The sequence below is a fragment of the Arthrobacter sp. 10T425 genome (genome assembly GCF_056393985.1).
The window spans coordinates 77,029-97,270 of record NZ_JBFTGZ010000015.1; the positions used below are offsets into that span (position 1 = coordinate 77,029).

At 67.3% G+C, this 20,242-nt stretch carries 19 protein-coding genes; 5 read left to right on the forward strand and 14 right to left on the reverse strand.

Annotated features, from left to right (window positions below; all coding sequences use genetic code 11):
- Positions 1 to 6 precede the first annotated feature (6 nt).
- The 7 genes from AC1DDH_RS16485 to AC1DDH_RS16515 all read right to left on the reverse strand — a co-directional run bounded on the left by AC1DDH_RS16485 (position 7) and on the right by AC1DDH_RS16515 (position 7,075).
- Positions 7 to 1,368, reverse strand: coding sequence for an MFS transporter (locus AC1DDH_RS16485; protein ID WP_476955866.1), 1,362 nt, complete (start codon positions 1,366 to 1,368; stop codon positions 7 to 9).
- Positions 1,369 to 1,454: 86 nt separating this feature from the next.
- Entirely contained in the window at positions 1,455 to 2,264 is an 810-nt protein-coding gene (locus AC1DDH_RS16490; RefSeq protein ID WP_476955867.1) for an alpha/beta fold hydrolase, read from the reverse strand.
- Between the two features lie 220 nt (positions 2,265 to 2,484).
- Complete coding sequence (locus AC1DDH_RS16495) at positions 2,485 to 2,946, reverse strand: class I SAM-dependent methyltransferase (RefSeq protein ID WP_476955868.1); 462 nt, start codon at positions 2,944 to 2,946, stop codon at positions 2,485 to 2,487.
- Between the two features lie 83 nt (positions 2,947 to 3,029).
- On the reverse strand, positions 3,030 to 3,797 hold the full coding sequence (locus AC1DDH_RS16500) for an amino acid ABC transporter ATP-binding protein (protein WP_275959779.1): 768 nt from the start codon (positions 3,795 to 3,797) through the stop codon (positions 3,030 to 3,032).
- Positions 3,794 to 4,813, reverse strand: a complete 1,020-nt coding sequence (locus AC1DDH_RS16505; RefSeq protein ID WP_476955869.1) for an amino acid ABC transporter permease — start codon at positions 4,811 to 4,813, stop codon at positions 3,794 to 3,796. Before AC1DDH_RS16505 ends, AC1DDH_RS16500 begins: the two co-directional genes overlap by 4 nt.
- Before the next feature lie 6 nt (positions 4,814 to 4,819).
- Positions 4,820 to 5,722 (reverse strand): ABC transporter substrate-binding protein, encoded by a 903-nt coding sequence (locus AC1DDH_RS16510; protein WP_028277463.1) that lies wholly within the window; start codon positions 5,720 to 5,722, stop codon positions 4,820 to 4,822.
- A 78-nt stretch (positions 5,723 to 5,800) separates the two neighbouring features.
- Positions 5,801 to 7,075: an alpha-hydroxy acid oxidase gene (locus AC1DDH_RS16515; protein WP_476851628.1), complete on the reverse strand. Its 1,275-nt coding sequence runs from the start codon at positions 7,073 to 7,075 to the stop codon at positions 5,801 to 5,803.
- 134 nt (positions 7,076 to 7,209) lie between these two features.
- On the opposite strand from AC1DDH_RS16515, the gene AC1DDH_RS16520 reads away from it, so the two are divergent.
- Positions 7,210 to 8,838, forward strand: a complete 1,629-nt coding sequence (locus tag AC1DDH_RS16520; RefSeq protein WP_476955870.1) for a PucR family transcriptional regulator — start codon at positions 7,210 to 7,212, stop codon at positions 8,836 to 8,838.
- 37 nt (positions 8,839 to 8,875) lie between these two features.
- Here the strand turns inward: AC1DDH_RS16520 and AC1DDH_RS16525 are convergent, their stop codons facing one another.
- The 3 genes from AC1DDH_RS16525 to AC1DDH_RS16535 all read right to left on the reverse strand — a co-directional run bounded on the left by AC1DDH_RS16525 (position 8,876) and on the right by AC1DDH_RS16535 (position 11,073).
- On the reverse strand, positions 8,876 to 10,252 hold the full coding sequence (locus AC1DDH_RS16525) for a diacylglycerol/lipid kinase family protein (RefSeq protein WP_476851630.1): 1,377 nt from the start codon (positions 10,250 to 10,252) through the stop codon (positions 8,876 to 8,878).
- A gap of 69 nt (positions 10,253 to 10,321) precedes the next feature.
- Positions 10,322 to 10,657, reverse strand: coding sequence for a cupin domain-containing protein (locus AC1DDH_RS16530; protein WP_026538519.1), 336 nt, complete (start codon positions 10,655 to 10,657; stop codon positions 10,322 to 10,324).
- Positions 10,658 to 10,755: 98 nt separating this feature from the next.
- A complete protein-coding gene (locus tag AC1DDH_RS16535) occupies positions 10,756 to 11,073 on the reverse strand; it encodes an acylphosphatase (RefSeq protein ID WP_043436330.1) in 318 nt (105 codons plus the stop codon).
- Between the two features lie 230 nt (positions 11,074 to 11,303).
- On the opposite strand from AC1DDH_RS16535, the gene AC1DDH_RS16540 reads away from it, so the two are divergent.
- Positions 11,304 to 11,579, forward strand: a complete 276-nt coding sequence (locus tag AC1DDH_RS16540; RefSeq protein ID WP_243182192.1) for a YegP family protein — start codon at positions 11,304 to 11,306, stop codon at positions 11,577 to 11,579.
- A 20-nt stretch (positions 11,580 to 11,599) separates the two neighbouring features.
- Here the strand turns inward: AC1DDH_RS16540 and AC1DDH_RS16545 are convergent, their stop codons facing one another.
- Together AC1DDH_RS16545 and AC1DDH_RS16550 are read right to left on the reverse strand one after the other, a co-directional pair.
- Positions 11,600 to 12,538 (reverse strand): hypothetical protein, encoded by a 939-nt coding sequence (locus tag AC1DDH_RS16545; RefSeq protein WP_476955871.1) that lies wholly within the window; start codon positions 12,536 to 12,538, stop codon positions 11,600 to 11,602.
- A 15-nt stretch (positions 12,539 to 12,553) separates the two neighbouring features.
- Positions 12,554 to 13,345 (reverse strand): hypothetical protein, encoded by a 792-nt coding sequence (locus tag AC1DDH_RS16550; protein WP_476871886.1) that lies wholly within the window; start codon positions 13,343 to 13,345, stop codon positions 12,554 to 12,556.
- 218 nt (positions 13,346 to 13,563) lie between these two features.
- Between AC1DDH_RS16550 and AC1DDH_RS16555 the strand changes: the two genes are divergently transcribed.
- Entirely contained in the window at positions 13,564 to 14,811 is a 1,248-nt protein-coding gene (locus AC1DDH_RS16555) for a mechanosensitive ion channel family protein (RefSeq protein ID WP_476851634.1), read from the forward strand.
- A 147-nt stretch (positions 14,812 to 14,958) separates the two neighbouring features.
- Positions 14,959 to 16,839, forward strand: coding sequence for an alpha-glucosidase (locus AC1DDH_RS16560; protein ID WP_476955872.1), 1,881 nt, complete (start codon positions 14,959 to 14,961; stop codon positions 16,837 to 16,839).
- A gap of 301 nt (positions 16,840 to 17,140) precedes the next feature.
- On the opposite strand, the gene AC1DDH_RS16565 is transcribed toward AC1DDH_RS16560, so the two are convergent.
- Together AC1DDH_RS16565 and AC1DDH_RS16570 are read right to left on the reverse strand one after the other, a co-directional pair.
- Positions 17,141 to 17,938: an alpha/beta fold hydrolase gene (locus AC1DDH_RS16565; protein WP_476955873.1), complete on the reverse strand. Its 798-nt coding sequence runs from the start codon at positions 17,936 to 17,938 to the stop codon at positions 17,141 to 17,143.
- A 201-nt stretch (positions 17,939 to 18,139) separates the two neighbouring features.
- Complete coding sequence (locus AC1DDH_RS16570; protein ID WP_476955874.1) at positions 18,140 to 19,057, reverse strand: pullulanase X25 domain-containing protein; 918 nt, start codon at positions 19,055 to 19,057, stop codon at positions 18,140 to 18,142.
- 345 nt (positions 19,058 to 19,402) lie between these two features.
- On the opposite strand from AC1DDH_RS16570, the gene AC1DDH_RS16575 reads away from it, so the two are divergent.
- The gene (locus AC1DDH_RS16575) at positions 19,403 to 20,230 is read left to right on the forward strand and encodes a CPBP family glutamic-type intramembrane protease (protein ID WP_476955875.1); all 828 of its coding nucleotides are present in this window, start codon (positions 19,403 to 19,405) and stop codon (positions 20,228 to 20,230) included.
- The last annotated feature ends 12 nt before the right edge of the window (positions 20,231 to 20,242 follow it).

The window sequence follows — 20,242 nt, forward strand, 5'->3', positions numbered from 1 at the left end:
CGGACCTCAGGCCCGCCGCTCCCGCCACTGCAGCGACACGACAAGCACCACCGCGCCCAGCCCCAGCATCACGAACACCATCAGCCCCCAGTTCGCCTGCGTCACGCCGCTCCCATAGAAGATGCCGATCAGCACGGTCGCCGTGATCGCGCCGAGGTAGCGGCAGGTCTGGAAGATCCCGGCGGCCACCCCCCGCTCCTCCGGCCGGGTGGACACGTACATGCCCTGGCTCGAGGAAATGGCGACCACGCAATACGGCACACCCAGCAGGGCGGTCAGCGCGAGCACCAGCGGGGCTGCGAGGGACACCGTCAGCAGCCACATCGCCGCAGACGCGACGAGGAGCAGCACGACGCCGGCGATCAGCACCCGCCGCACGCCGAACCGGTCGATCGCGCGGACCGCGAACGGCGTCCCGACCACGGAGATCGCGGCGAGCGGCAGCATCAGCAGGCCCACGACGCCGGGATTGTAGCCGCCCGCGGTCTGCAGCAGCTGCGGCAGCCCGAAGAACGCGAAGTAGTAGACGCCGTTGAACAGCGCAAAACCCAGGTAGACCAGCAGCAGCGGCCGGTTGCGGCCCAGCAGCCGCAGGTCAAGGAAGGGCGGGCTGAACCGCAGCTCCCGCCACGCGAACAGCGCCGCAAGGACCAGCCCGCCGCCCAGCAGCCACCACCGGTAGTCGGGCAGCACATTCAGCATCGCCATCATCACCAGCACCAGGGCACCGATGAAGGCCCCAATCCCGGGCAGGTCAGAGTCGCGCACCAGTTCCGACACCCGGCCGCGTTCCCGGGCACCGTCGGCCGGGGCAAAGCGCCGGACCACAAGGATCGCCAGCAGCGAGAGCGGGACGTTGATCAGGAACAACGCCTGCCAGCCCACCAGGCTCACCAGCAGGCCGCCCACCACGGGCCCGACGGCGGCCGCCGACGTGTTCGCCATCTGGATCCGGCCCAGCGGCCGGGTGGACTTCACGTTCGCCTCCCGCGCCAGCGCGGCGACCATGACGACGGCGCTCGGGTACGCCGTCGCGGTGCCGAGGGCCATGAACGCCCGCGCTACGCAGAGCAGCGCGAAGTTGGGCGCAAAGGGCGCGAGCGCGCAGGTCACGGCTACCAGGGCCATGCCCAGCAGGAACAGCCGCCGCGGGCCGAAGCGGTCCGCCAGCCGGCCCATCAGCGGCTGGCCGGCCGCGGAGGTGAGGTAGAACGCCGTGATCACCCAGGTGACCGTGGCGACGTCGAGCCCGAAGTCCTCGCGCAGCACCACCAGGGCGACAGCGATCATCGACGAATTCAACGGGTTCAGCGACGTGCCGAGGCTGAGTCCGGCGACGGCCAGGCCTGCACGGGGAGAGTTGCTCACGGCAACAGTCTGTCCTACGACGCCGGCCGAAATCGAACCGGACGACGCGTGCCGCCGTCGTCGTCGCCCTGGCGTCAACTCCCTGCCTAGCCGTTGTTCCCCGCGCTGACCGCCGATGTGATGAATGACGTGACCATGCTGATGACCGGGCCGGCGGGAACCAAGGTCTGCCCGTGGTTGCGGCCAGGCAGGGCCTGGAATTGGGCCCTGGGCATGAGCTGGGCCGCCCGTTCCGAGTCCGCATACCGAAGCGGGTCGTCCGTGCCGGCGAGCAGCAAGGTGGGGGTGTCCATTTTCCGAAGAACCGCCTCCGGGATTCCGGGTTCGTCCTCACTCCGCCGGAAGTAGGCGCGCAAGGCCGCGGGGTCGTTGGCCAGCAGCGCGGCGGCCGTCTGCGGATCAAGGTCACGGCCCGTGGCGATACTCCATTGACGCAGAAATTCCGGCATGCCGCCCCGGTCCAGGGCCTGGTCATATCCGGGGAAAAAGATCGATTCGATTTGCCCGGCCGGGGAGCGGTACGTGCCGCCCGCAGCCGTAAACGTCTTGACACGCTCGGGACTGCTGGCCAGCAGTGAGAATCCGACTCGCGAGCCGGCAGAATACCCCACGTAATGCGCTGCCTGCGCGCCGGCGGCGTCCAGGACTGCCACAACATCCCCGACGAGCAGGTCCATGCCGTAGGCGTCTTCGTGCTGCGGCTTGTCACTGCGGCCGTGTCCCCGCAGATCCAGAGTCACCACGTGAAAGCGCTCCTGCAAGGCCTTCGTGTAGCCCAGTCCCCGCCAAATGGCACGGGACAGCCCCGAACCGTGCACCAGAACGATAGTGGGGCCGGCGCCCTGCTCCTGAAAGGAAATTCGGACGCCGTCCACGGCGTTGAAGGCATCACCCATAACGTACTGCTCCTCTCGGAGACCTCTTCGGTCGATGAGGTCGGGCGGAAGTCCTGCCGGATAAGGGTCTTGCCCGGCGTCAGGGTTTCCGGGCGATGACGTCGAAAATGTGCCAGTGCTTGGGACCGCGGAAGGATTGGCCGTCGGCATCGTAGATCTCGAACGTGAGGATATCCAGTCCCTCGAACAAGGCCCTGGCCTCAGCTTCGGTGTGGAAGTTTCATTCGGGAATGGCGGCCCAGGAGTCCCGCTCGCCGAACAGATTCACGGCAATGACGCCGGAAGGGCCCAGCGCCCCCAGCAGCATCCGCCAAAGGCGGGCGAAGTTTTGGGGGTGGACGAAGGGCAGCGAATAGCTGGCCAGGATGAGCCCCGCCTCCGGGAGCGGCGGAAGGTCCTCGAACGGGCTTAGCTCGACGTCCAGCTGTTCGGCGAGCGCCGCGGGCGCAGTTGCGAGCAGCTTGTCCCGGGTGTCCGGCTGTGAATCGACGGCGAGGACCCGCCAGCCGCCGTCGAGCATCGCCAGTGTTTCCTTGCCCGCGCCGCAGCCCAGATCTATGGCGCGGCGGCCGTTCCCCGGGCCGGCGAAGGCCATGGCGTCGAGGCACAGCGTGCGCACCCCGCGGGTTGCCTGGGCGGCGTTGTAGTCCGCCCAGATCCTGCTGTCCGCGGGGCTGTCCACGGATTCAGTGTTGCACTGGCGCGGCGGTGATGCCACTGCCCCCGAGAGGCCAGGGCTCACCGCCGCGCCGTCAACCCTCGGCGTCACAGCACCTTGGAGAGGAACGCCTTGGTCCGGTCGTGCTGGGGATCGCTCAGGATCTGGCGGGGAGCCCCGGCCTCCACCACCACGCCGTCGTCCATGAAGACCAGGGTGTCGGCCACCTCGCGGGCGAACCCCATCTCGTGGGTCACCACAATCATGGTCATGCCGCTCTTGGCCAGTCCCTTCATGACATCGAGGACCTCTCCCACCAGCTCCGGGTCCAAGGCACTGGTCGGTTCGTCGAAGAGCATCAGTTTGGGGTCCATGGCCAAGGCACGGGCAATGGCCACCCGCTGCTGCTGGCCGCCCGAAAGGTGCGCCGGATAGGCGTCGCCCTTGTCCCCCAGCCCCACGCGCTCCAGCAATTCCATGGCCCTTGCCGTGGCAGCGGCCTTGGAAATCTTCTTCACCCGCATGGGAGCAAGAATGATGTTCTCCACCGCGGTCAGGTGCGGGAACAGGTTGAACCGCTGGAACACCATTCCGATTTCCTGGCGCTGGAAAGCAGCTTCCTTGAGCTTGAGTTCGTAGAGCTTCTCGCCTTTTTGGCGGTAGCCGACCAGCTGTCCGTCGACCGAAAGCCGGCCGCCGTCAACCACTTCCAAGTGGTTGATACACCGCAGGAAGGTCGACTTACCGGAACCGCTGGGCCCCACGATGCAGAGGACTTCCCCGGGGTCGACCTCCAGGCTGATCCCACGCAGGACTCTGTTGGATCCGAAATTCTTGGAAACCTTCTCCGCAAGAACCATTGGCACGCCCGTCATCCCTTACCTCCAAAGTCTGTGCCGAGCGGTGCACCCGGCGCGCCAGGTCCGGCCGTCGGCGCCGGTTCGGGCGCGGCGGGTGCCTTGCCTGTCTTGATCCGTCCGGTTCCGCGGGAGAACCGCTTTTCGATGAAGTGCTGCCCGACCATGAGTACGGAGGTGAAGAGCAGGTACCAGAGCGAAGCAACAATCAGCAGCGGGACGGGGGTGAACGTCACGGCTGAAATGCCACGGGACACCCCGTAGAGGTCGATGCTCAATGGGATCGCGGCCACCAGGGAGGTAGTCTTGAGCATTGAAATCACTTCGTTGCCGGTCGGCGGAATGATGATTTTCATGGCCTGCGGAACCACGACATACCGCATGGTCTGGCCCCAGGACATGGCCAGGGCCGTGGAAGCCTCCGCCTGGCCCTCGTCCACGGACAGCAGGCCGGCACGCACGATTTCAGACATGTAGGCGGCCTCGTTCAAGGCCAGACCGATCACGGCGGTAATGAACAGGTTTGTGAAGATCTCGTTCGGGACGGTGACCCACGGCGTCGTGAACGGAATCCCCAGCGTGAACACCGGGTAGATCAGGGCCACGATGCCCCAGAACACCAACTGCACGTAGACCGGGGTGCCGCGGAAGATCCAGATGTACAGCCAGGCAATGCTCTTGAGCACCGGGTTTGGTGAGAGCCGCATGATGGCCAGCAGCAGGCCGATGACGATCGCGCCGATCATCGAGTAGATGGTCAGCCACAACGTCACCCACGCGGCCTGACTGATCCGGCGGTCAAAAATGTACTTCCCCACATCCGGCCAGCCATAGTCCGAGCGCTGGGCGGCGTCCAGGACAAATACCGCCAACCCCAGCAGCAGAACCACGGCAATCACGATCCGCCACGGGTGCCGCAGCGGGATCGCCACGATCGCCTCCGCCGGCGAGGTGTCCATGTCCTGCCCACCCCGGGCCCGCAGCTTCCTGTCAGGCTCCGACTCAATCATCCTGTCGGATTCCGGCTCGCTCATTTGCTATCACCCTTTGGCTGCCACGTTGAGAGTTGCTGTCTTGACGCCACCGGACTCGACGCCCCACTTGGACAGGATCTTGTTGTACGTACCGTCGTCGATCAGTGCCTGCAACGCCTTCTGCAGGACCGGGGTAAATTCGCTGCCCTTGGCCACGGGCATCCCGTACGGCGCCACCTCAAAGGCGTCGCCGGCGGTCTGCAGCTTGTCCTTGGTCTTGGAGATCGCATACAGAGTCACGGGCGAATCGGCGCTCATAGCATCGACCTGCCCCACCACGAGGGCGTTGGTTGCCTGGTCCTGCGCGTCGTACTTGAAAATGGTGATCGCCGGCTTGCCTGCATCCGTGCAGGCCTTCGACTTGGCCGGCACCTCATGCGTGTCCTCATAGGTGGTGGCCTGGACGGCGACTTTAAGCCCGCAGGCGTTGTTCGGGTCCACATTCTTGCCCTTGGGCGACGCCCACTGGATGCCGGCTGAGTAGTAGTTCACGAAATCCACCTGCTTTTCGCGTTCCAGCGTGTCGGAGAACGACGACATTCCCATGTCATCCTTCCCTGCCTTCACCGCCGGCAGAATGTTATCGAAGGTGCCGATGTCGAAGTTGACCTTCAACCCCATAACCTTGCCCAAGGCGTTGGTGAGGTCCACGGACCAGCCTGCCGGTTCGCCGTTATCGTCCTTGAACTCGTTGGGCGGGTAGTTGTTGGCCATGCCGACGTTGAGCACGCCGGAGCTCTTCATTTTTTCCGGGAGCGAGGCGGCAATGGAGTCATTCTTTTGCACGTCGATGGCGTCAGCGGTACCGGATGCCGAGCCGGTGGCGGCGGGTTCGCTGTTGTTGACACAGCCCGAGAGCGAGAGCGCCGTGGCTATGGTCAGAACGGGAAGAAGGTATCGGGTGCGCATGGCTTCCTTAGCTGTTCAGGGATTCTCTAGGCTCCCGCAACGCTGCGGGAGGGCACTGCATGACTGCTTATTCAAAACTCAAGAATTTGTGTTTTCCGACGCTCTTGTCTCAAGAAGTTCTCCGGAATGACGAATATCCCGAAGAATTTCCCCGCCCCGGGCCTTCAACTCGGAAATACTGGAGACGCCCACTAACGTCATCGTACGCCGCAGTTCATCCCCGAAGATGTCGATGATGCGTCCGACGCCCGGTGAGCCGGCCGCCACCAATCCGTACAGGTAGGCCCGGCCGATCGAACAGGCATCGGCCCCCAGCGCCAGCGCCTTGAGGATGTCGCTCCCCCGGCGGATGCCGGAGTCCACGTAGATCTCGATCGAATCGCCCACCCGTTGCCGCGATTCCTGGAGGACGTCCATGGGGCTCAGCATGTGATCGAGCTGGCGGCCGCCATGATTACTCAACTGGACGGCGTCCAGGCCAATCCGGGAGGCCTTCGCGACGTCGGCCGGGTTGACGCAGCCCTTGAGTACGATTTTGCCGTGCCAGGCCTGCCGCAGGGCCTCAAGTTCCTTCCAGCCGCTGCTGGCATCCGAGTGGCCCAGGATGTGCTGCCACATGGTCGGGGTCACCACGGAGGAGGCGGCGGGGCTCTGCGGATCCAGGTTCGGGAAGCTGATGCCGTCCGACTTCAAAAAGTTGACCCACCAGGAAGGGCGCCGGGCGATGTCCGCGATGGTTGACAGCGTGAGCGCGGGAGGGGCGGTGAATCCGTTGTGGAGGTCCCGTTCCCTGGAACCCAGTGCCCGCGTGTCGACGCCGACAATCAGGGTGTTGAATCCGGCTGCCTTGCAGCGGGCCAGTTTGTTCTTCATCGCCTGGGCGTCGGAGGTGAGGCCAAAGTTGAACCAGCGGTCAAGGGACGGGTGGTGCTCTGCGATGGTTTCCATGGGCACGGTGCTCAGCCCGGCCAGCCCATAGGGGATGCGGGCCCGGTCCGCGGCGGCCGCGACGGCAAGTTCGCCCTCGGGATGGAACAGCCGGGTCGCCCCGGTGGGGGTCAAGGTCAGCGGCAGCGCGCTTTCTTCTCCGAGCAGGGTCGTCGTCGTGTCGGGTCCGGACACCGGGCCCCAGCTGGGCATGAGGGCCCAGGCGTCGAAGACGGCCCGGTTGCGGCGGAGCGTCACTTCGTCTTCGGATCCGCCGTCGAGATAGTCGAAAATCCCGGCCGGCAGGACCTTGCGTGCCGCTTTCCGGAATTCCTCGACGTTGTAGGCGCCCGCCAGCACGCGCCGTTGGCGGGACAGGACGGGGGCCTTCACCTGGACGAGTTGCCTGGCTTCGCTGATTTTCAATGACGGCCTTCCGTTGAACTGTGCTGCGTTATGGTTCAGCGTAGGAAATGAAGCTCCGCATCACCATGGAGTTATCGACAAATTGAAGGGCCAATCATTAGTAGCGAATACCAAACAGCTTCTTGGGTGTCCCGGTGACGGCATCGGAGGTGAAGACGCACGCGCTGCCTACCCTGGCCGACGTCGCCCGCTCGGCGGGCTCGGAAATTCTCAGCCTCGTGGAAATGCCGTCAGATGACCGGCAGATTGTCGCCGGCTCGGTTCTCTACGACTCGACGGCGCGGCCCGCCAAGTTCCCGGGTGCCGTTGCCCTGGCCATTGGTTTGTCACTTTCCGGGAAGCGTCTGGGCGCGAAAGTGCGGGAACTCAGCGACGCCGGGTACGTGGCGATCGTCTACAAATCCAACGGCACCTCGGACGAAGTCCTGCGGGCAGCCGCCCGGGACAACGGGATGGCGCTGTTCCGGGCCTCCGACTCGGTGCCCTGGAACCAGCTCGCGGAGATCATGGACGCGGCAGTGGTCCCGCACCGGCAATCGGGCCGGACCCTCGTGGACATCCGGCCCGGAGACCTGTTCGACCTCGCCAACACGGTGGCGGCCCAGGCCGGCGGTGCCATCGCGATCGCCGATCCCGAGCAGACGATCCTGGCGTATTCCACCCTCCCGGACCAGCCCATTGACGAGACGCGCCGGAGCTCCATCCTGAGCCTGCAGGTGCCGCATTCGGTGGAAACGGACAACGATTACCGCCGTGTCCATGCCGCCACCGATGCGCTGGATGTGGCCACGCAGGATCCCTCGCTCCGGCGCACGGCCATCGCGATCCGGGCCGGCGACTCCGTTCTGGGCTCGCTCTGGCTCCTTGAACTGGCGGACCACCACAACGAGGACGCCAACCGGATCCTGCGCGAAGCCGCCAACGTGGCAGCGCTCCACATCCTGCACAAACGGACCACCTACGTCTCGAACCTGACCCGCCAGATCGATCTGGTCCAGCCGCTGCTGTTCGATCCGAAACGCGCCGAACTGGCCGCCATCAGGCTCGGGATATCGGCGCCGTCGATCCGGGTTGCGGCCCTGGGCGTCTGGCCGTCCGAGGCCATCGCGGCCGAAACGCTGCAGTCCCGCCTCCGGCTCTTCGACACCATCCGGACCGCCTGCGCCATCCGGCTGCCCTCGGCCGTCTGCGGGCTCTCGGACAACATCGTGTACATCGTCCTGCCGCAAACCACCGAAACCTCACGCCACTTCCAGCGCACCGCGCTTCTGAAAATTGTGCAGAATGCGCGGCGGCTGCTCGCACGCCCGGTCCTGGCCGCGCTCGGCGCCGCGGCGACGATCGACCGGCTGGAGGACTCCAGGGTCAACGCGGAACTGGTCTTGTCCGAACTTGTGCGCAACGTCGCGGAGGGGCGCATCGCCGCGGATTCGGATGACATCGTGGCCGACGACGACTCCCTCGGCTCGCGTCTGCTGCTGCGTCAGTTCGTCTCGGCGCTGACGGCCGCCGGCCAACTGCCCGGGGCGCATGCGCTGAGCATCGCGGCGTACGACGAACAGCATAGGAAGTCCTTCGAGGAGACCATTTACGCCTACCTCAGCTGCGGCGGAAACGCGATCGACGCCGCCAAGTCGCTGGATGTGCACGTCAACACGGTCCGGTACCGATTGTCCCGGGTGGAGCCGCTCTTCGGCATAGACCTCGACGACGCCGAAACGCGCCTGCTCGTGTGGCTGCAGTTGTGGGCACGGCACAACTAGTCGCCGTCATACACGGTTCAGGCCAGATCTGCCGAGGCTACGATCCCCCGCCGGCGTGCGGAGGAACGGCGGACGACGGCGCAGACGGCGCAGACACGTGCCGGCCCCATGCCAGCTCGCGGAGCCGGACCAGATCCAGCGCCGGTTGGGCCGGCGGGACGCCCGGACGGTTCCGCGGAACCAGTACCCGCAGTGCGCGGGGTTCGATGGTGCACCGTACCGGTGTGCTCATCAGCAGAGCCTCACCGTCCACTCCGACGGGGATATCGGGCACGTCGGCGTCGACCACCACCTCCGCCGCGGTGCGTTGGATCAGGCCGCGCTTCGTGGCACGGCGCAGCAGGCCGACCGCTTCCCGGGTGTTGGCGGCGGAAATCGCCACCGCGCCGAGCACGCCGCGGTCCAGCCGGGTTCGGCGGCCCAGGCCGGCGAGGTCATTGCTGCCGTACGGACCGTTGCTCACCAGCACCGCCTGCGGGCCGTCCACCGTCTCCCCGTCAGCCTGCGCCCGCAGCCGCGCACCCTTATCGCCCCTGATCAGGTCCGGAAGCATCTCCAGCACGGTACCGGCCTTGTCGTCCCGGTACGCAGGGCTCTGCACCACCTCGGCGTACACCCCGAAGGATGCGTTGTTGACGAAGGTGCGGCCGTTGATCTTGCCGAGGTCGACGTGAAGCTCCACCCCGTCCCGGAGGGCATCGAGGCAGCCTGTCGGGTCCTCGCGGTCCAGCCCGAGATCCAGGGCGAAATGGTTGCGCGTGCCGGCACTGATCACCAGGAACGGAAGGTTGTGCTCGGCCGCAATGCCGGCCACCAGCGCCTGGGTTCCGTCCCCACCGGCGACGCCGAGCAGATCGGCCCCGCGCTCCACGGCCTGCCGGGCCAACGCGTCGACGTCGACCGGCCCCGGTCCCTCAAGAAGCGCCACCTCGGCGCCGAGTTCTTCCGCCTTCCGCTGGAGGTCGAACTTCACCACCTTGCCCCCGCCGGAACGCGGATTCATCACCAGGAAAGCATGCTGCCAGGCAGGGGCGGGGTGCTCGGGCATGGCTTTGCCCTCACTCCTTTCCCGGAGCGCGGCGCGGGCACAGACCAGGGCAACGAATGCCAGCGCAACGGCAATCGCCACCTCCCGGAGCAGGCTCCCCTGGATGTAGAGGGCCACGACCACAAGGGGTGCGAGTACCGCCAGCGCCAGCGCAAACCAGCGCAGAAGACCGCGGCTGATGAGGAACCAGTAGATCGCTGCCACGGCCACCAACACGGCGCCCAGGCCGGTCGTGACCAGCGCAATAGTGCCTGCCAAACCCGCCGCCACCAACGGGACAGCCACCGCGAGGACAACTGCGGCGAAGGCCCCCCTGGCCCACCACCGCCGGGTCTTTGGGACCTCGTCGAAAGGGATGACAGTCATGTCCTGCTCCTTGCGGTAATCCGGCCCCTGGAGTGGCTTCGACCGGTCTCGCCGCCTGCGGCTGGGCCGTCAGGTCTTGATTTTCGCCACGGTCATGAGGATCGCCGAATCTTCCTCGGCCTCCAGGCTGTGCAGCCCCTCGGGCACGATCAGCAGATCGCCGGTCTTGCCCTGCCACGATTCGTTGCCGGCCCGCAGGCGCACACAGCCGCGGAGCACAAACACGGTCGCCTCGCCGGGGTTCTGGTGCTCGCTCAGCTGCGTCCCCGCCCTGAACGCCATGACGGTCTGGCGCAAGACTTTCTCATGCCCGCCAAACGCAGTGTCCGCAGCCCGTCCGCTGGGTGCCGCAACCGCGGCAGCCAGCTGCTGCCGGGCAAGGGCATCGAGCGATATCTTCTGCATGGGGCCACCCTACTCAGAAACCGGGCCCCTGCCGAGGGTCCTTCGCCCCGGACCGGCCCCGGACCGGCCACGATACCGGCCACCGGAAAGCTGCAGCCCTAGTAGGCCACGTCGAATCCGCCGAACTCCCCCGTCGCGGCCGAGACCGATTCTTCGACGTCCTCCACCCGGCCGGGCGCCTCCGGCGAGCGCAGCCAGCGCCGCAGTTCCAGCACCACGGACTGCGGCCCCTCGGCCACGATGCCCACGGAGCCGTCGGTGTTGTTCCGGACCGTGCCGCTGAGCCCCAGTTCCTCGGCCTTCCGGACCGTCCAGTAGCGGAAGCCGACCGCCTGGACCACACCGGACACCCGCGCGTTCAGCCGCACCGGCTCGCCGGAATCCGCCGGAAACTGCACAGGATGTTTGCCCGCCATGTTCCCAATGTAGCGCCCATCCGGGCGCCCGGTTTCGGCACACAGGACTTGGTACTGCCGGCCCAGTCTCATCCGCCAGACACCAAGGGACCTTTGCCTCTTTCCCGGGGACGCCGTCCACGAAAGGGTGGCTACCGGCACTGCAGCGATTTGTCGAAGACCCGGCAACAGCACAAAGAAGTGCTCTTACCCTCCACCGGCGGTCACCACCGCTAGACAAGGACAAGACAATGGCTGGACAGTTCGAAATCTTCACCGACGCGGAATCCAATGTACGGTTCCGGCTCCTTGCCGCCGACGGGACCGTGTTGGCGATTTCCACAGCATTCGACGACAAGCGCCAGGCGGCGGACGGCATCATGGCCGTGCGCGAGTGCGCCGGCACCGGGCTGATCCGGGAGGTCAGCAGCAACCCGTGGACCGGGCAGCGCGGCGGCAGGAACGCCTCGCCGACACCTGCGGTCCGCGAACACCGTCACCGCCACCGGCACCTGCCTGCTGTCTAACCCAGCGTCGTCTAACGCAGCTACTTCGCCGGTTCCGTCGCGGCGCCAGTCCCCGTGCCCGTGGCCGCGCCGTTGCCCGCCGGACGCAGCGACGTGATCATCTTCCGGACGTCCTGGTACTCCGCCGTGCTGGCGTAGAGCTTCGCCTTCTCCAGGTACGGCAGCCCGGGGTCCCCCGGCGTCGTGTTTTTCCCGGGGTCATACGCCTGCCCGAACAGCGCGCCGCTGGGCGGCCAGAGGAAGAGCTGAAACATCGGACACGACGTGGGCCCGGTCTCCTCCGGCATCATGGTGATGCCGTACGACGCGTAGGTGGGCGGCGAAGCCTCCGCCGCCCCGAAGTCGCCCCGGGCCTCGAAGACGTAGCGCGGCGGGCTCTGGTCCGCCGCACCGGGTTCGGCGAGCGCCTGCATCGGCTGAGAGTCGATGAGCAAGTAGGGCTGTTGATCGCCGCATTCGGCGCCCGTGACGATGTTCGTGCGCAGCGCGGCCATCTGCTTCCCGGCGGCGTTCACAACGTCCACGAACTCACCGCCCAGCGGCGCCTCCCCTGCAGGGTCCCGGATCTCCCACTCGGCCGGGTAGTCGAAACTCAGCGTCCCGTCCGACGTCGTGAACGTCTTCCAGCCGGACGACGACGGCGGGAGGGCCGACGTCGTCGGGGTTGCCGCCGCGGTGCTCCCCGGAGCCGTTCCCGATGCTGTGTCCGTGGCTGACTCCGACGGCGTGGTTCCCTGTGTCCCCTGCGAAGAGTCTCCCGACTGGGTGTTTCCCGGCTGGTCATTTCCCGGCTGGGTGCCTCCGGCAGGCGGACCTGCGGACGTTGCCTCCGGCGCAGCGCCGGATGTCGCAGGGGGCGCCGCCGGTGAGCCGCAGCCGGCCAGCAGCAGAGCCGCGAGCACCAGCGCCGAAACAAACGGAGCCGGAACCGCAGCCGCTGTGAGCCGTCGCCTCGCCATGAGCCCGGGCCGGCCCTACTGCCCCGCCGGGCGCAGCGAGGTGATCATCTTCCTGATGTCCTGGTATTCGGAGGTCTCCAGATAGGCCTCCGGGGTGTCGACAAAGGGCTCGTTGCCCGGGGTGGTGTCGAAGGGGTTATAGACGCCCCCGAACGACGCTCCGCTGGGCGGCCAGGTGAAGAACTGGAAAATCGGGCAGGCATCGGGCCCGGACGGCTTGGGCGCGGAACTGATGCCGTAGGCCATGACGTTGGCCTTCGTGGGGTCCTTCTCGGCCGGATACAGCCGCAACTCAAAGATGAAGTGCGGCGTGACGCCCTGCTGGGCCAGGGCCGGAACCTGCACCAGATCGAGCACCTGGTAGGGGATCCGCTGCGTGCATTCCGCGCCCGGGGCGACGTTGGTCTTCAAGGTGGCCAGCGACTTGCCGCCCGCGTTCAGGACCTCCAGGAACACGCCGCCGGGTGCCGCCTCGGCGCCGCGGTCCTTGACGGTCCACTCGGCGGGGTGATCGAACTCGAGCTTCCCGTCCGGGGTCTTGAGGCTCTGCCAATCCGCCGCCGTCGGCGCCGGAGTGCCCGGCGCCGACGGCGGCTCGGTCGGCGGGACATCGACGGCGCCGCTGCTGGCCGGCGCGGACGTCAGCGGCGGCACGGTGGGCATCGACGGCGACGTCGGCCCCGGGCCCGCGGGCGCACCGCAGGCGCCCAGCAGCGCCGCAACCAAGAAACCGGCCGACGCTGCCGTGCCGAACGCCGCGAGTCGACGCATGTCACCCTCCCCCTGGGATTCAAGTGGTTCGACCATTGTGGAGCGTCCGTCGGCAAAATCAAGAGGCAAAAGTCCCGGAGTGGCGGGCCGAACTCTGTCCGGGCCCGCGGCCGGACTGCGCTGGACTGCGATGGTCCGCGCCGGAACCTGCCGAAGACTTGCCGTGCCCGCCGGCTCCTGCAGCGGCGTGAGGAGACCCACGTTGACATCCCGGCGATTTCAGTTGCCCGTGGAAGCTTGCTAGAGCTTAAGTAATGCAAGAGTTCCTCACCCAAGCAATGCCGTTCCTGGCCATGGCCCTCGCCGTGGTTGCCGGGCTCGTCCTGTCCTGGCTGGTGCGCAAGATTGTGCTCCGGCTCAACCGCAGCAAGCCCGAACTGCGCGAGACCTCCCGCGTGGCCCGGCTGCCGTTGCGCTTGTCGCTGTGCCTGATCGCCGTCCGGATCGCGCTCGCCACGAGCGGCGGGGATCTTGAATGGCGCCACGGCCTGGACCATTTGCTGCTGATTGCGCTCATCGGTTCGCTGGCCTGGCTGGCCATCGCCATGCTGCTCATCATCGAGGCCATGGTGCTGACCCGGTACCGGGTGGATGTCGCGGACAACCGGCGCGCCCGGCGGCTGCGCACCCAGGTGATCCTGGCCCGGCGGATCGGCGTCGCACTGATTGCGGTGGTGGCCCTGGGCAGCATGATGCTGACGTTCCCCGCGATCCAGGCGCTCGGCGCCGGGCTCCTGGCTTCCGCAGGCGTGATCTCGATTGTCGCGGGCCTCGCCGCGCAGACCTCGCTGGTCAACGTCTTCGCCGGCATCCAACTCGCCTTCACGGACGCGATCCGGGTGGACGACGTGGTGGTGGTCCAGAAGGAATGGGGCCGGATCGAGGAGATCACCCTGACCTACGTGGTGGTCCACATCTGGGACGACCGCCGGCTGATCCTGCCCTCGACGTACTTCACCACCACCCCCTTCGAGAACTGGACCCGGCGGCAGTCCGAGGTTATGGGCACTGTGGAGTTCGACCTCGACTGGCGCGCTCCCGTCGAGGCAATGCGCGGCGAGCTGAAGAAGGTCCTGGCCGATACGCCGTTGTGGGACAAGCGTGTGGGGATCCTGCAGATCACGGACGCCACCGCCGGCTTTGTCCGCGTGCGCATCCTGGTCAGCGCCGCGGACAGCGCCTCCCTGTTCGACCTCCGCTGCCTGATCCGCGAGGAACTGGTGCTGTTCCTGCAGCAGGACCACCCGACGGCGCTCCCCCACGTCCGCCTCGAATCGCTGCCGTCGGCACTGGCGGCGTCCACTTCCGGCAACGCGTCCGACGCCGTCACGGGCTCCAAGCGCCCCGGCAAGGCTACGGCCGAGCACCACCGGCACCCGGATCCCCACGACTCCCAGCTGTTCACCGGATCCATCGAGGCGATCCAGCGCTCCAAGGCCTTCTCCGGACCGGGCGAGGACGTCTTCGAGGACCGCGACAACGCCATCGCCTCGCAGAACTAGCCGGGCCGGGCGGCCGCGCCTGGACAGCACGACAGCACAGCCGGACCGGGCAGGTCTTCCCAGCCCCCGCCAACTGGTCAATAATCAGACGTTGGCGGGTCAGCAACGCGCTGCCCCCTTGTCTGCCGGACCAGCTGAGGAGTCCCCATGACGGTCGAAGAAGCCCCCACGGAAACACCCAAGGCGACTGCCGGCGACTGGTTCCAACGCGCCGTCGTCTATCAGATCTATCCGCGCAGCTTTGCCGACTCCAACGGCGACGGCATCGGCGACCTCCGCGGAATCATCGGCAGGCTGGACTACCTCCAGCGGCTGGGGGTCGACGTCGTCTGGCTCTCCCCGATCTACACCTCCCCGCAGGACGACAACGGCTACGACATCAGCGACTACCGGAACGTGGACCCGCTGTTCGGTACCCTCGAGGAGCTCCGGGAACTGACCGACGGGCTGCACGCGCGCGGCATGAAGCTGGTGATGGACCTGGTGGTCAACCACACCTCGGACGAGCACCCCTGGTTCGTGGAATCCCGGTCCTCGAAGGGGAACCCGAAGCGCGACTGGTACTGGTGGCGGCAGCCGCGGGACGTCGACGCCGGCGCCTCCCCGCGGCGCAAGGCGGCGGAGCCGACCAACTGGGGCTCGGCGTTCTCCGGGCCCGCGTGGGAGTTCGACCAGGCCACCGGGGAGTACTACCTGCACATCTTTTCGAAGAAGCAGCCGGACCTGAATTGGGAGAATCCGGAGGTCCGCGCCGCGGTCTACGAGATGATGAACTGGTGGCTGGACCGGGGCGTGGACGGGTTCCGGATGGACGTCATCAACTTCATCTCCAAGGACACCTCGCTCCCGGACGGCCCGGTGGCCGACGGCAAGCTCTTTGGTGACGGCTCCCCGTTCTACATCGACGGCCCCCGCATGCACGAGTTCCTGCAAGAGATGCACCGGGAAGTCTTCGCGAAGCGCACCGGCGAACTGCTCACCGTCGGCGAAATGCCCGGCGTGACCGTGGACGACGCCATCCTGTACACCGACCCAGCCCGGGCCGAGGTGGACATGGTGTTCCAGTTCGAGCACGTGGCGCTGGACCAGGAGGACGGCGACAAGTGGCGGCCCAAGAAACTCCTGCTCACCGAGCTGAAGCGGACCCTGGGCCGCTGGCAGGACGGGCTGGCCGAGACGGGCTGGAACAGCCTGTACTGGGGCAACCACGACCAGGCCCGCGCCGTGTCCCGCTTCGGCGACGACAGCCCCCGGTACCGCGAGCTCTCCGCCAAAATGCTGGCCGGCGTCCTGCACCTGCACCGCGGCACGCCCTACGTCTACCAGGGTGAAGAACTGGGCATGACCAACATGACGTTCGGCGCGATCAGCGATTACCGCGACATCGAGGTCCTCAACCACCACCGCGAAGCCACCACGCACCTGGGCCACACCGACGCCGAGGTCCTCGCCGCCCTCGCGCCGCTGAACCGGGACAACGCGCGGACCCCGGTCCAGTGGGACGCCTCCCGGCATGCCGGCTTCACCACCGGGGCACCCTGGATCGCGGTGAACCCGAATGCCAACCACATCAACGCCGCCGCCCAGGTGGATGATCCGGATTCGGTCTACAGCTTCTACCGCCAGGTGATAGCGCTGCGGCATGCGGAACCGGTGGTCTCGCACGGGAACTTCACCATGCTGCTGCCGGATGACCCGCACGTCTATGCGTTCACCCGGGCCCTGACCGGGCCCGGTTCAGCCGTTTCTTCCGGCAGTCCCGCAGACGGTCCCACGGACGGCGCCGGGATTCCGGAGCTGCTGGTGCTGGGCAACTTCTCCGGCGAGGTGCGCGACGCGGACCTCGGGGACGAGGCCTGGGGTGACGCGGAGCTGGTCCTGGGCAACTATCCGGCCGACGCCGACGCCTCCGACGGCGGCTCCGGCCCGGGTTCAGCCGCGGGTGCGGTGCGGGAGGGCCTTTCCGCGGGCGCGGTGCGCCTGCGGCCCTGGGAACTGCAGGTGTTGCGCCTGCGCCGCGGCGCCTGATCGACGATCCTGAACGCCAGCCCACGAAAGGAAGCCACGCATGACTATTCCACCACCCCCCGGCCCCGATCCGTTTCCGCCAGAACCCGGCCCCACGACGCCGCCGGAGCCCGGAGACCCATTTCCGCCGGAACCCGGTCCGGTCACGCCACCGCCGGTTCCGGGGCCCGAGCCGGTACCCGGTCCCGCGCCCACTCCGTCACCGGAACCGGGTCCGTTCCCGACGCCGCCCGGCCCCCTCCCGATTCCGGATCCCGGCCCGGTGCCGCCGCGGCCGGACCCGACCCGGTTCTAGCGGGCGTCACCGCGCGGAGAGTCCGTGCAGGAACCGGCGTACCTCGGCGTTGAAGGCAGCCGGCGCTTCGACGGCTGCCATGTGCCCGACGTCGGGAATCATCACCAGCGTCGCGCCAGGGATCCGCCGGTTCATCTCGCGGGCCACGTTTTGCGGCGAGCGAACGTCGTCCGTGCCGTACAGCAGCAGGGTGGGCACCGCGATGGTGGGCAGCACGTCGCGGTAGTCGGCGTGGGCGTTCGCGTTCAGCAGTGCCCGCATGCCGCCCGGGTGGAAGTCGGCCATGATGGCGCTGGTTTCCTGCACCGCCGCCGGATCAGCGTGTTCCGTGAACAGCGTGGGCAGCCATACGGGGATGAATTGTTCCGCCGGCTGATCGAGTTCGGCGAGCACCTGCGCATAGCGGCGCTCGACTTCCTCGGGCGGCAAAGATCCGGCCCAACCGGCGTACGCCGAGACCAGCAGCAGCGACGCGGGCACTGACGGGTGTGCCCGGTAGAGCTCCAGTGCAATGCCGGAGCCCATGGACAGCCCGAGGACGTGCGGCCGACCGGGAACCGCTTCCCGCAGAAAACCTGCCAGGGCGTCGCCCAAGTCCTGTCCGGTGAAGTCCGGCGGCGGATCGTCCGAGCCGCCGCACCCGGGTGCATCCCAGGCGAAAACCGTGAAGTCAGCCGACAAATCCTCGAGCTGCCGCCGCCAGATGCGGCTGTCTTCGTAGGCGCCGTGCAGCAGGACCAGCGGCGGACCCTGGCCCGCGCGCCGGTACCGGATGCGCAGGCCCGCAACCTCGACGGTCTCCATGAGGCAATGCTAGGGCGGCGCGCCGCCGCTCGGCAGGGTCAGGCGGGTCAGACCCAGGCTTGGCGGACTCAGGGGGCAGGGTCAGGCGGGGCAGGCTCAGGACGCGCAAACCCGCCCGCGGCGCGCAAATGACCCTGCGAACACCCGATTTCGGGTGTCGCAGGGTCATTTGCGCGTCGGCAGGACGGTTGCGCGTCGGTGCTACGGCTGGACGATGTCCCGGGTGCGGTGATCGTACTGGATGACCAGGAGGCCGCCGCCGTGGTGGACTTCGTGGTTGGGTCCGTCGAAGACGCCAAATGCACCGTAGTTTTCGTCCCAGGACCGGTTGAGGGCGATCTTGAAGGAGTAGAAGCCGGCAGGAATGTCCGCGGCGATCTTCCAAAGCTGATCCACCTGGTCCAGTTCCATCTGGACTTCGTCGTACTGCGGCGCCCAGTTGGCGGGCGCGCCCAGCAGAATGCTGAAGTCGCCGGCAACCGCGACGGCGTCCGGCTGCTCGATGGTGTCGACGCTGACAGCAGAGGCCGCCGCCGCCGGGGCTTCTGCCGACGCTGCTGCCGCAGGCTGTGCGGCCTTCGCTGCGGGCTTGCGCTTGCGCACCGCCTTGGCCACGGGGGCCACGGCCTCCTCGATGAGCTTGGCGGCCTTGCCGGCAACCTTGGAAGTGGTCGACGGCGCTTCCCCGGCCGTGGCGGTCGGCGCCGCTTCTGCCTTTGCTGCCTTCTCCGGCTTCGCCGGCTTTGCCGCGGGAGCAGTCGGAAGCGGCGTGCCCGCCGGAACGGGAGTGCCGGCGTCGAGCGCTGCAGCGAAGATGGCAGGCTCGGCGAAAGCCACCGTGGCGCGCTGGCCGTCGTCGGTGATGGACCAGCCGGAGCGGCCCTTGACCAGCCAGCCGGCCTTGACCAGCTTGGCCGTGGCGGTGGTCAGGGTCTTGTGGCCGCGGGGAATGCCGCCACTGAGGAGTTCGCGTTCGTGGTCGTTGAGCGGCACCCGTGCGATTGCCTCGCCCAGCACGGCTCCGGCGTTCAGCTTCTCGCCCGTCCATACCTCCTCTGCCAGAACATCCAGCACGGCCTTAAGCCGAAGGTTGGTGTTTTCCGCGGTGTTCGCGCCCATGGGTCTCCTTTAGAAGCAATTGATCCACCTGCATTTTGCCAAGGAAACGATGGTTTTTGCGAGCGGATCCGGTTAACTCTGTGTGTCGTGACCCACTATGACAGGGCCGGACGGGGGTCGCGAGGGACCAACGCGGCCCTACCCGCGAGTAGAAAAACAACGCGGGGTCACTTACGGCCCATCGAAGCGCCTCGGACCGGCCGTAAGTGACCCCGCGTTGTTCTCGTGATGCCAGCGGAACGCCGGCTGCGGTCCGCGGAGGGTGCCCGTTTCGGCATTGCTGGATTCGGGGGCGCCCGCGGGCGGACAATGAGCCGTATCCGTCCCTGCTCCCCAGGAGCCGTCATGCCGCGTTTCAAGGTCTGGCTGCAGCGTCACCGCCTCCCGGCGTTCTTTGTCCTGGCGTTCGCGATCTCCTGGTGCTCCTGGCCGCTCTATGCGGCCGGGCTGATGCCGCAGTTCGAATTCCTGCCGATCGGTCCGCTGGCTGCGGCCCTGATGGTCATTGGGCTCGCCGAGGGCAGGGCCGGCTTCCGGGCGTGGGGCCGGCGGCTCATCCGGTGGCGGGTGGGCTGGGTCTGGTACGCCGTGGCCCTCTTCCTCCCGCCGTTGATGGCCTTGGTCACCGGATTCGCGAACATGGCACTCGGCGCCCCTGCACCGGGGCTGGCCCAGGTGACGTGGTCCGGGCTCCTGGCCGTTTTTGCCGTGCGCCTGGTCAATCCGCTGGACGGACCTCTGGGAGAGGAACCCGGTTTCCGCGGGTATGCCCTGCCGCTGCACCAGGCGAGGTGGGCGCCGCTGCGGTCCGCGGCACTCCTGGGCGTTGTGGTGGCTTTCTGGCACGTTCCACTGGTCGTGTTCGGGCAGCTCAGCCTGATCGGGCTGCCCACCACCTTCGCCATCACCTTCCTCTACGTGTGGCTGTTCAACCGCACCGGCGGAAGCGTGCTGCTCACCTACCTCTTCCACGACGCCCAGGGCACGTTTACGGTGGGTTCCTTCGGTTTCTCCGGTGCCGAGGCTGGCCGGGCGGAACTGATCTACTTCGCCGTCGTGGTTCTGGCAGTCCTGACCACCGTTGTCCTGGACCGGGGCGCCTGGCGCGCGGCGCCTGCCTCCGCCGTCGACTCCGTGCTGCTCACTTCAGGGTCAGATCGTATTCACCGCTAAGGAGGAACCACG